Below are 10,442 nucleotides of genomic sequence, written 5' to 3'. Positions count from 1 at the left end.
GCAGCTGATCACGATCGTCGGCAGGAGCCTGCCGAACATGGACATGGCCGCAGCCAGCGAACACACGATTCTGGTGGCGCATTCGGATTTTGCCCAGCCCCGATTCAGGTCCATGCGCGACGCCACGCCGGAACTCGCCTGGGGGCTACTGATTGCGACGGTGCGCAATCTCGCCGATGAGCATCGCAACATGCGTGACGGCGGGTGGCAGACCAGCGCGGGTATGACGTTGTCCGGCAAGACTCTCGGGCTCCTCGGCCTGGGCAGAGTCGGCAGACGCATGGCCGAATACGCCAGGGCCTTTGACATGGATGTCCTTGCGTGGAGCCAGAATCTCACTGACGACGCCGCCGCAAGCGTGGGAGCCCGCCGGGTCGACAAAGCCACGCTGTTCGAATCCTCGGACGTGGTCTCCATTCATCTCGTGCTGTCGGAACGCACTCAAGGACTGGTCGCCGAAGCCGAGCTGGCCCTGATGAAGCCACACGCCTACTTGATCAATACCTCCAGGGGCCCGATCGTCGACGAGGCGTCCCTGATGGCCGCGCTAAAAGCCGGGCGCATCGCCGGAGCCGGGCTGGACGTCTATGACACGGAGCCGCTGCCGAAGGAGCATCCGCTAAGGCTGCTTCCAAACGTGACGTTGTCTCCCCACCTGGGGTACGTCACGCGCGAAATGATGGGCGCCTTCTACTCCGATACGGTGGAATCAGTGGTGGCCTGGCTGGACGGGGCGCCCATCCGGATCGCCAATCCCGAAGTGGTGCAGCGGCGTTGATCGAACTCACTTTCGTTTCCAGTGCGGACTTTTGACCGCATCCAGCGCATCGGTGACATAACGATCCAGTGGCCACGGCTTCCCGGACTGTCGCACCCATTGCTGAAAGGCGAAATCGGCAGCCGCGAAGGCGAGTTGAACCAGCAGCCCCGGACGGGTATCGGTCCCGGGATCGACGCCCATCCGTTCGGCGATGAGCTTGGTCGCCCGCTCCTTGTCGGCCGGCCGGTGAACGGTGACCTTGTCGAGCAGGCCGGGGACCACCAGCAGGGCTTCACGCCACTCTTCGGTGTCGGCCTGCTCGAATGAGCGGGTCCGCGTGATGATGGCGTTGATCAAAGCGACATCCGGTGACTCGCTGGCGGGCCGCCCCTCGAGGAGATTGACGATCGCGGCGCCACCGTACCGCACGGGTGCGAGGAGAAGCTCTTCCTTCGCCGGCACATGCCGGAAGAACGTGCGTGGGGAAACACCTGCGGCCGTGGCGATTTCCTCGGTGGTCACCGCGTCGTAGCCACGCTCGACGAACAGGCGGAACGCCGCCCGCCGGATGTCGGCCCGGATCTGTGCGCGCTGCCGGTCGCGGAGCGACTCGCCGGTCATCGGAAGCAGCCGATCCCGCCGTCGACGTGAATGGTCTGTCCGGTGATGAAGGTGGCGTCGCCGCCGAGTAGGAACGCCACCAGCGCACCCACGTCGGTACGGACGTCTCCTATGCGCTTCATCGGAACCCGCGCAACGGCCTTGTCGTACTCCTTGGGCGCGAACGACTTCCAGAATTTGACGCCGTCTGATTCGGCGAAGGGGCAGATGACGTTGACGCGGATGTTGTCGCGCCCCCATTCCAGCGCCGCCACCTTCGACAGCCCGCGGATGCCCTCCTTGGCGGCGGCATAGCCGCCCCACTTTGGCTCGCCGCCGGTGCCCGTCCCCGAACCGAGGTTCACGATCGACCCGCCGCCGGCCTCGACCATCAACGGGTGCACGGCCTGCATTAGCAGGAACGTCGCGCGGGGGCCCACGTCATAGCCGAGGGCCAGGTCTTCGGTGGTGATGTCGACGAACGCCTTGGGTTCGTTGGTGGCGATGGCGTTGTTGACCAGGCCGTGCACCGTGCCGAAGGCGTTGACCGCCGCGGCCGCGATCCGCTGCGCGCTGTCCGGGTCGCGAAGATTGGCGACGAGCTGTTCCACCCGTCCGATCGCGTTGAGTTCGGTGGCGGTCCCGTTCAGGGCCTCTTCCTGGATGTCAACCAGCAGCACCTCCGCACCGCGTTCGAGCAGCGCGGCGGCGACGCCCTTCCCGACGCCTTGAGCGGCACCGGTCACGATCGCGACGTGCCCGCGCATCGAATCAGGGTGGCTGTAGCTCATCTGGCGGGCCCCATCTGCAGCTGCACGCCCCGATGCATCTCGTAGGTGCTCCGTGCCCCGTCGGGTAGTTCGATGAACTCGACCGGCGTCCCGTCCGGGTCCTTGACGAAAAACATTCGCACACCGCCGATCTCGAAGGGGCCCTGGTCGGGGGTGTAGCCGGCGTTGATGATGCGGCGGTGAGTGTCGTCGAGATCGGTCACCGACAACGACACGTTGTGGATGCCGGTGATGCCGCGCCGTTGCTCCTGTTCGGGTCGATCAGCAACGATCGACAGCAGCTCGATCATCAACCCGCCCAGCAGACCGCCGACCACCCGGCCCTCGTGCTTACGGTTCGACTGCAATGCCGCGTCGAAAGGCTCTCCGGAGATGAGGGTTTCGAAGACGATCTCCATGCCCAGTACATCCCGGTAGAACGCCAGAGCACGGTCCATGTCGGTGACGCCGACGACGAGGTGACAGAACGACACGTCGTCGAGCACGCTTTTTTCGGTCATGGCTTCCCCGCGGCGAGTCCGGGAGCGGGACGCCCGGCGAACAACGGCAAGTCGAGATAGGTCCTGATTCCCGGCTCGGCGGCGCAGACGTCAGGAATGGCGTTGGCGCAGTGGTTGGCGGTGACCACGACGCCCGGATTCTTCACCAGGCCTTCCGCGATCGTCTCCGGCTGCAGACCCTTGAAGGTGAGGCTTACGTCGGGGTCGCCGGTGATCTCCACCTCGAAGCGCTCACCCCGGCCGCCGAAATTCCAGCCCGGGTCCAGGTTTTCCTCACCCATCAGCCAGTTGACGGCCGCGGTGATGACCGGCTCACCATCAACGAGCGCCTGCCAGCGGAACCGGCGTGCGGCCACGGTGCCGGTCGTGATCGGGAAGGGGTCATAGTCGATATCGGCGGTCGCCACGGCGACGTCCTGGATGGTCCGGATGTTGGGATCGATGCGAAATCCCATGTGGTCGGCGATCATCCGTACCGACTGTTTGAAGCCCGCGTCGAGCAGGCCGGCCATCGGCCCTTGAGTGGCTTCCTCGGGGGTACCGCCGAATCCCATGATGTGGCGCACCACGTCCGGCGCGTTGTACGTGCGGATGTCGGAGAACTCTTCGGCACGCACCTGCGTGATCGCCGACGACAGCGAGGAGACCATGAGCGGGAACCGCTCGGTGATGCCGCCGGGGTGGATGCCCGAACCATGCAGCGTCACACCGCTTTCCGTCGCGGCGTCGGCGACGGCCTGGTGACGCTTGTTGTTTGGATCGGGGTAGACCCAGCCAACGGGTGTGACCACGTTCTTGCCGGACCGCAGGATGGCGATCACTTCGTCGTCGTTGGGTATCAGCGGGCTGTACATGACGCAGTCGGCGTCCAGCGCCAGTATCTCGTCGATGCTGGTGGTGGCGGTGACGCCAAGCTCCGGTGTCCCGATGATCCGGCCGACGTCGACACCATGTTTGTCCGCGCTGTGCACCCAGCACCCCACCAGCTCCAGCTGTGGGTGGTTGATGACGCACCCGATCGCCGCTTTACCCACGCCCCCGGTGGCCCACTGGATGACACGGAGTTTGGCTGGGCTACTCATGATTGACCTCCCGGACTTGCGGTGCGCGGTCTTTACACGTCGGCGAATGAAATGGCAGGCTATGACTTGGTGACAGTAACTGTCAACAATCGACGGTTTCGTGAGAGGGTCTGTTGATGAGCGTCCTCGACGGCAAGATCGCCATCGTCACCGGCACCAGCCGCGGCGTGGGCGTGGGCATCGCCCATGAACTGCTGCGCGCCGGTGCGACCGTGGTCGGCTGCTCGCGGTCACGGCTCGACACCGTCCCGGGCATCGAACCGGACTGGGCGGACCGCGCTTCCCAGAAGGTGTGCGATCAGGGCGACTATCGCTCGATCGACGCGTTAATCGCCGACGTCGTCGCCACCCACGGTCGGGTCGACATTCTGGTGAACAATGCCGGCGGTACCGTTCCGGCGCCACGTGCCGAGAGCATTCCCGAACTGGTGCAACGCATTCAGGGCGCGCCCGCCGACGATGACGAGTACGCGCGCACCGCCCTGTTTCATGCGTTCGCCGTGCAAATGAACCTCATCAGCCCGCTGTGGTTCGCGATCCGTGCCTGTCGGCAGATGCAAACCCAGGAGGGCGTCGGCTGCATCATCAATATCTCCAGCGGCGCCGGACATCCGGCAGGATCTCCAACCCTGGTCTCCTACGGGGCGGCCAAAAGCGGTCTCAACCACCTCACCCGCTCGCTGGCCGAAGAGTGGGGGCCCAAGGTGCGGGTCAACTGCGTCGCCCTGGGGCCGACGATGACAGAGAACTTCCGATCATTCGTGCTACCCAAGGACGACCCCGATGGCGCAAAGTATTTCGCCGCCGTCCCGTTGCGCCGCGCCGGCGAGCCCGCCGAAGTCGGGCGGGTTTGCGTTTTCCTCGCCGGCGGACAAGCCGACTTCGTCAACGGCACCACCATCGAATGCGACGGCGGGATGCTACCCGGCGTGCTCTACGACGCGGGCTTGAAGACCATCACGGACCTGCTGTAACGACGCCCCACCCCCTTCTAGAAGGAAACCAGCGCAAGGAGATTCACATGAGCGGTTTGGAGCCGACGCCCGAGCAGTTCGCCGCGCTCGCGGCGCGACCGCCTGATGCGCCGGTGGTAATGGTCAACCTGTTGAAGTTCAAGCCCGAGGGCGGCCTCGAGAGCTACTTGCGATACGGCCAAGAAGTGGTTCCACACCTGGAACGGGTGGGCGCCACCCTGCGCTACGCCGGGGGAGCGCCGTCGGTGGTGATTGGCGACGGCGAACAGCCGTGGTGGGACGCGATTCTCATCGTCGAGTACCCAACCCCGCAGGCCTTCATCGACATGGTGACGACCCAGGAGTACGCCAAGGTGCACGAGGATCGCGCCGCCGGGCTGGATCGCGGCGATTTGATCGCGACCTCGACATGGTCGGTCGTGACCCGATGATCTGACGCCGGTCCAATCACGCGATGGGTTTCCGGATCAGGCCGAAATGGGTCTAATAGGTGGATGGAACTGATAAAGCCCACCGACGCGATCTTTCTTCTGGGAGAATCTCGCGAACATCCCATGCACGTCGGAGGCTTGCAGTTGTTCGAGCCCCCGCCGGGTGCCGGCCGCGGCTTCGTTGGTGAGCTCTATAAGAGCCTGGCCGCTCAGCGGGACTTCCAGCCCACGTTTCGCAAGCATCCCGCGAGTTTGGTCGGCGGAATCGCGAATCTGGGCTGGTCGTACGACGACGGCATCGATATCGACTACCACGTCCGGCGCTCGGCGCTGCCGTCGCCTAAACGGGTCCGCGAATTGCTCGAGCTCACCTCGCGGTGGCATAGCAGCCTGCTGGATCGTCACCGCCCGCTGTGGGAGACGCACATCGTCGAAGGTCTGAAAGACGGCCGGTTCGCTATCTACACCAAAGTGCACCACGCACTGATCGACGGTGTATCCGCGCAGAAGCTGATGCAGCGCGCATTGACCACCGACCCCGAAGACCCCGAGATCCGCGCCCCATGGACTCTGCGTAAACCCAAGCGCAAGTCCAGCCCGTCGTCTGCATTGAGCTCATTGGCCCGCACAGCGGGATCCCTTGCGGCACTGGCTCCCTCAACGATAGGACTGGCGCGTGCGGCGCTGCTAGAGCAACAACTGACGTTGCCTTTCGGGGCGCCGAAGACAATGTTGAACGTCAAGATCGGCGGCGCCCGCCGGTGCGCCGCGCAGTCCTGGTCACTGGATCGCATCAAGAACGTGAAGAAGGCGGCGGGGGTCACGGTGAACGACGTCGTCTTGGCGATGTGCTCGGGCGCCCTGCGCTACTACCTGCTCGAGCAAGACGCGCTGCCGGACACACCGCTGATCGCGATGGTCCCGGTGAGCCTGCGCACCGAGGAAGAGGCCGACGCCGGTGGCAACCTGGTCGGAGCCATTCTGTGCAACCTCGCGACCGACGCCGATGACCCCGCGCAGCGTCTGCTGACCATCAGCGAATCGATGCGCAGCAACAAGAAAGTGTTCTCGCAGTTGCCGCGGTTCCAGGCGCTGGCCCTGTCGGCCGTCAATACGTCAGCGTTGGCGCTGGCGGCGGTCCCGGGCTGGGTCGCTTCGACGTCACCCCCGTTCAACATCATCATTTCGAACGTGCCGGGACCGACGCAGCCGATCTACTACGGGGGCGCCCGACTCGACGGCAACTACCCGCTGTCCATCGCGTTGGACGGCCAAGCGCTGAACATCACCTTGGCCAGCAATGCGGGCAATCTGGACTTCGGTCTGGTGGGGTGCCGGCGCAGCGTGCCGCACCTGCAACGCTTGCTCGCGCACCTGGAGTCCTCGCTCAAGGACATGGAACGCGCTGTGGGAGAATAGGAGTCGATGGCCAGGCTGAGCGCGGGTGTGATGTTGTACCGGACCTGCGACGGCGTCGCCGAGGTCTTGGTCGCGCATCCGGGTGGGCCATTCTGGGCCCGCAAAGATGACGGCGCGTGGTCGATCCCGAAAGGCGAGTACACCGACGGGGAGGACCCCTGGGCTGCCGCGCAGCGGGAGTTCTCCGAAGAGCTGGGGCTCCCGGTGCCGGCCGGCCCCCGCATCGACCTCGGTCAGCTGAAGCAATCCGGTGGCAAGATCGTGACCGCGTTCGCCGTGGGCAGCGACCTCGACATCGCCGACGCGCGCAGCAACACTTTCGAATTGGAGTGGCCAAAAGGATCGGGCACGCTGCGGGAGTTTCCCGAGGTTGATCGCGTGGCCTGGTTTTCGGTGGCAACCGCGCGCGTCAAACTGCTGAAGGGCCAGCACGGCTTTCTGGATCGCTTGATGGCGGATCCGGGCCTGGCCGGACTATCCGAAGGGACGTGACATGCAAACGCTGCGAACACCCGACGACCGGTTTGACGGTGTCCCCGATTTCCCTTACACCCCAAGGTATTGCGAAGTATCCGACGACGAAGGCGGCGCGCTGCGGGTGGCCTGGGTCCAGGACGGCACGGAAAGCGCCGACCCGATTCTCATGTTGCACGGCGAACCGTCGTGGTCATATCTGTATCGCAAGATGATTCCGATACTCACCGCCGCCGGTCATCGAGTCATCTGCCCCGACCTGGTCGGTTTCGGCCGCTCGGACAAGCCAACCCGCCGCGAAGACCACAGCTACGCGCGGCATGTCGAGTGGATGCGAGCGGTGGCCTTCGATGTCCTCGACCTTCACAACGTCACCCTGGTGGGTCAGGACTGGGGTGGGCTGATCGGATTGCGGCTTGCCGCAGAGCATCCCGAACGGTTCGCTCGGGTGGTCGTCGCCAACACCGGACTGCCGAATGGCGAGCAGCCCATGGCCGATGTCTGGTGGAAGTTTCGCGAAGCCATCACCTCGGCGCCGACGCTGAACATTGGCGCGTTTGTCCAGGGCGGTTGTCGCCACAAGATGAGCGAGGAGGAGCGCGCCGGCTATGACGCCCCGTTCCCCACCGACGACTACTGCGCCGGGCCGCGCGCCATGCCCGGCCTGGTGCCCACGTCACCGGACGATCCCGCCGCGGTGGCCAACAAGACTGCCTGGGCCAAGCTTTCGGTGAGCCCGACACCCATGCTGGTCGCCTTCAGCGACGGGGACCCGATCACCGGGCCGATGGCCACCATCTTCTCGCGCCAGATGCGCGGCGCCCAGGGGATCGACCACCCAGTGATCGGGGGCGCCGGGCATTTCTTGCAGGAGGACGCCGGACCAGAGTTGGCCGGCCACATCGTGGAGTTCTTGCGCCGCTGAGTAGGGCAGGCCCGTAGGCGGGCACAATGTCAGGATGACGACCGCGCCTGCCGAGTCCACCAAACCCGACGAATTGTTGGTTCGGCTGTTGGACCCGGCAGTCCGTGCCGACCCCTACCCGCTGTTCGCGCAGTTTCGTGAACGCGGGTCGTTCGCCTTGCCGGAGGGCAATCTCGCCGTGTTTTCGACCTACCGTGACTGCGACGAAGCTTTACGCCACCCGTCGTCGAGCAATGACAGGAACAAGTCGACGGCTGCCCGCGCGCAGATCGAGGCGCAAACCCGCCAGCTCATCGAGGCCGGTGCCGAGGCGCCGCCGCCGAGCCCCCCGGGGTTCTTGTTTCAGGACCCGCCGGACCACACCCGGCTGCGCAAACTGGTCAGCAAGGCGTTCGCGCCCAAGGTGGTGAACGGGCTCCAACCCGACATCACCGCGCTGATCGACGGGTTGCTCGACCAGATTGCCGAAAAGGGGCGGTTCGAAGTCGTCGAAGATCTCGCCTATCCACTGCCGGTGGTGGTCATCTGCCGACTGCTCGGCGTGCCCCTCGAGGATGAGCCGCAATTCAGCCGGGTGTCCGCGCTGCTGGCGCAATCACTGGATCCATTCGTCGCCTTCACCGGCACGCCGTCAGACAACCTGAAAGAGCGGATGGCTGCCGGAACATGGTTGCGCGCCTACCTGCACGGCCTCATCGACCGGCGACGTTCGCGGCCCGGCGACGACCTGATGTCCGGACTGATCGCCGTGGAAAAGTCAGGCGACCAGCTGAGCGAAGAGGAGATCGTTTCCACCTGCGTCCTGTTGCTGGTCGCCGGTCACGAGACCACGGTGAACCTGATCGGCAACGCCGTCCTGGCGATGCTGCGCCAGCCGTCGCAATGGACCGCGCTCGGCGCTGACGCCAACCGTGCCCCCGCGGTCATCGAGGAGACGTTGCGCTATGACCCGCCGGTGCAGATGATCGCCCGAACTGCCGGCGACGACATGACAATTGGGGGCATTGAGATGCCCGGGGGCGACATCATGATGCTGCTGACCGCCGCCGCCCAGCGCGATCCCGCCGAGTATGACCGCCCCGACGTCTTCGACCCCGATCGGAAAGCGCTGCAGCACTTAGGATTCGGTCGCGGTGCGCATTACTGCCTGGGTGCGCCGTTGGCCAGGCTGGAAGCCGGGGTGGCGCTGTCGGCGGTGGCGGCGCGTTTCCCCAACGCCCGACTGGACAGTGAGCCCGAGTACAAGCCCAACGTCACGCTGCGCGGGCTATCGCAGCTCATGGTCAGGGTCTAGTCCCGTTCCCACGGCGGGCTTTCACCCATCTTTTTGTAGTACTTCGCCAAGTGGCTCTTGATCCGATCGACGTCGGACTTGGGCACGTCGATGCCGCCCCGCGCCCCGTCCACGATCGCGCCCGCCGCCATCACGCCGCGTGGCACGGCCTTCAAGTTGCCGTCGATGGCGTCGGCGATCAGCAGCTTGTAGGCCGTGAAGTTGTCCTTTTTGTCGCCGTCGTACCAAACGTGCGCGTCGCGGTACTTCTGGTTCGGACCGTCCTGTGCGCCGGCCCACGTACGCACCCGCTTTTCGGCCGCGTCCCCGTCCCACTTGCGGTCGCGATCGGCCAACGGCAGGTCCCGAAAGGCTGTGACTGACATGGTTGCCGCGTGCCCGCTCCAGTCGCAATCGCCGCTAAACCGTGGGTTAGCAGTGCCGGAAGCGGTAGCGTCGTTGACGGGAGGCAACCATGAAGCGGTGCATCGTCGGAGGATTGGCCGCCCTGCTCTCGGCCGCACAGCTGATCGTCGCGGCACCGCCCGCCGGCGCCGGCTGTCTGTACGGAGGACCCGTTCTCAGCAAGTGTGATGGACCCGTCCAGCCGGACGGCACCTGGCAACGCTGTGTGGCAGTCACCCGCTTTGTTCCCAATGGCGCCAGTTCCTACCTCGTGCCCGACAATCACTGCGATTTGATGGGTCCCGACCAACGCCCAGCGGATCTCACCTTCGCCGACCCGCCGACGCACATCGACGGCTGAGCGGTCGTCGCCTTGCCATCGCTGTATTGGTGGCCGAGATTTGTCGTACCCGGTTGCGATGATGAGGTTATGTCCTTGACTGCGTCGCCGCCGGTGGCGGTGAATCCTAGCGAGCGTCTCGAGGTGTTGTTCGAGGAGCTGGCGGAGTTGGCCGGTCAGCGCAACGCGATTGATGGGCGCATCGTGGAGATCGTGGCCGAGATCGATCGCGACGAGCTCTGCGGCGTCACGGGCGCGCGGTCGGTTCCGGCGTTGGTGGCCTGGAAGATGGGCTCGTCCTCGGCAAACGCCCACACGATCACCACCGTCGCGCGCCGGCTCGAGGCGTTTCCTCGTTGCGCCCTAGGCATGCGGGAGGGCCGACTGTCGCTCGATCAGGTTGGCGTCATCGCGGCGCGGGCCGGGGAGGGGTCTGATGAGCACTACGCGCAGCTGGCCGAGGTCGCG

General features: G+C 65.3%; 14 protein-coding genes. 9 read left to right on the top strand and 5 right to left on the bottom strand.

Translation table 11 applies throughout. The features are described 5' to 3' along the window. On the top strand, window positions 1-778 hold a 778-nt coding region (locus VFW69_RS02580), incomplete at its 5' end, for an NAD(P)-dependent oxidoreductase (protein WP_526497867.1). Between the two features lie 6 nt (window positions 779-784). On the opposite strand, the gene VFW69_RS02575 is transcribed toward VFW69_RS02580, so the two are convergent. The 4 genes from VFW69_RS02575 to VFW69_RS02560 are packed head-to-tail and all read right to left on the bottom strand — an operon-like array spanning window position 785 to window position 3,733. After that, window positions 785-1,381: a TetR/AcrR family transcriptional regulator gene (locus tag VFW69_RS02575; protein WP_526497865.1), complete on the bottom strand. Its 597-nt coding sequence runs from the start codon at window positions 1,379-1,381 to the stop codon at window positions 785-787. Then, a complete protein-coding gene (locus tag VFW69_RS02570) occupies window positions 1,378-2,151 on the bottom strand; it encodes an SDR family NAD(P)-dependent oxidoreductase (protein WP_526497863.1) in 774 nt (257 codons plus the stop codon). Before VFW69_RS02570 ends, VFW69_RS02575 begins: the two co-directional genes overlap by 4 nt. Then, the gene (locus VFW69_RS02565; protein ID WP_526497861.1) at window positions 2,148-2,651 is read right to left on the bottom strand and encodes a VOC family protein; all 504 of its coding nucleotides are present in this window, start codon (window positions 2,649-2,651) and stop codon (window positions 2,148-2,150) included. The genes VFW69_RS02570 and VFW69_RS02565 overlap by 4 nt, the downstream gene beginning before the upstream one ends. After that, the gene (locus VFW69_RS02560; protein WP_526497859.1) at window positions 2,648-3,733 is read right to left on the bottom strand and encodes an NAD(P)H-dependent amine dehydrogenase family protein; all 1,086 of its coding nucleotides are present in this window, start codon (window positions 3,731-3,733) and stop codon (window positions 2,648-2,650) included. Before VFW69_RS02560 ends, VFW69_RS02565 begins: the two co-directional genes overlap by 4 nt. Window positions 3,734-3,849: 116 nt before the next feature. Here VFW69_RS02560 and VFW69_RS02555 point away from each other — a divergent pair, with 116 nt between their 5' ends. The 6 genes from VFW69_RS02555 to VFW69_RS02530 all read left to right on the top strand — a co-directional run bounded on the left by VFW69_RS02555 (window position 3,850) and on the right by VFW69_RS02530 (window position 9,250). Continuing rightward, window positions 3,850-4,707: an SDR family NAD(P)-dependent oxidoreductase gene (locus VFW69_RS02555; RefSeq protein WP_526497857.1), complete on the top strand. Its 858-nt coding sequence runs from the start codon at window positions 3,850-3,852 to the stop codon at window positions 4,705-4,707. A 47-nt stretch (window positions 4,708-4,754) separates the two neighbouring features. Continuing rightward, a complete protein-coding gene (locus tag VFW69_RS02550; RefSeq protein ID WP_526497855.1) occupies window positions 4,755-5,138 on the top strand; it encodes a DUF1330 domain-containing protein in 384 nt (127 codons plus the stop codon). A 63-nt stretch (window positions 5,139-5,201) separates the two neighbouring features. After that, window positions 5,202-6,557 carry a WS/DGAT/MGAT family O-acyltransferase gene (locus VFW69_RS02545; protein ID WP_526497853.1) on the top strand — a complete coding sequence of 452 codons (1,356 nt, stop codon included), beginning with the start codon at window positions 5,202-5,204 and terminating at the stop codon, window positions 6,555-6,557. A 6-nt stretch (window positions 6,558-6,563) separates the two neighbouring features. Beyond that, entirely contained in the window at window positions 6,564-7,049 is a 486-nt protein-coding gene (locus VFW69_RS02540; protein WP_526497850.1) for an NUDIX hydrolase, read from the top strand. Between the two features lies 1 nt (window position 7,050). After that, window positions 7,051-7,956, top strand: a complete 906-nt coding sequence (locus VFW69_RS02535) for an alpha/beta fold hydrolase (RefSeq protein ID WP_526497848.1) — start codon at window positions 7,051-7,053, stop codon at window positions 7,954-7,956. 34 nt (window positions 7,957-7,990) lie between these two features. Next, on the top strand, window positions 7,991-9,250 hold the full coding sequence (locus VFW69_RS02530; protein WP_526497846.1) for a cytochrome P450: 1,260 nt from the start codon (window positions 7,991-7,993) through the stop codon (window positions 9,248-9,250). Here the strand turns inward: VFW69_RS02530 and VFW69_RS02525 are convergent. Further along, window positions 9,247-9,615 carry a hypothetical protein gene (locus VFW69_RS02525; RefSeq protein WP_526497844.1) on the bottom strand — a complete coding sequence of 123 codons (369 nt, stop codon included), beginning with the start codon at window positions 9,613-9,615 and terminating at the stop codon, window positions 9,247-9,249. The two genes, VFW69_RS02530 and VFW69_RS02525, sit on opposite strands and share 4 nt — an antisense overlap. A gap of 89 nt (window positions 9,616-9,704) precedes the next feature. Here VFW69_RS02525 and VFW69_RS02520 point away from each other — a divergent pair, with 89 nt between their 5' ends. Continuing rightward, on the top strand, window positions 9,705-9,995 hold the full coding sequence (locus tag VFW69_RS02520; RefSeq protein ID WP_526497842.1) for a CDGP domain-containing protein: 291 nt from the start codon (window positions 9,705-9,707) through the stop codon (window positions 9,993-9,995). A 69-nt stretch (window positions 9,996-10,064) separates the two neighbouring features. Next, the coding region (locus tag VFW69_RS02515; protein WP_526497840.1) for a DUF222 domain-containing protein at window positions 10,065-10,442 on the top strand (378 nt) is incomplete at its 3' end.

This window comes from Mycobacterium sp. (genome assembly GCF_036273375.1).
In the GTDB taxonomy this organism is placed as follows: domain Bacteria; phylum Actinomycetota; class Actinomycetes; order Mycobacteriales; family Mycobacteriaceae; genus Mycobacterium.
Note: the sequence above shows the minus strand (reverse complement) of the source record. Positions and strands in the feature narration are given on the sequence as shown.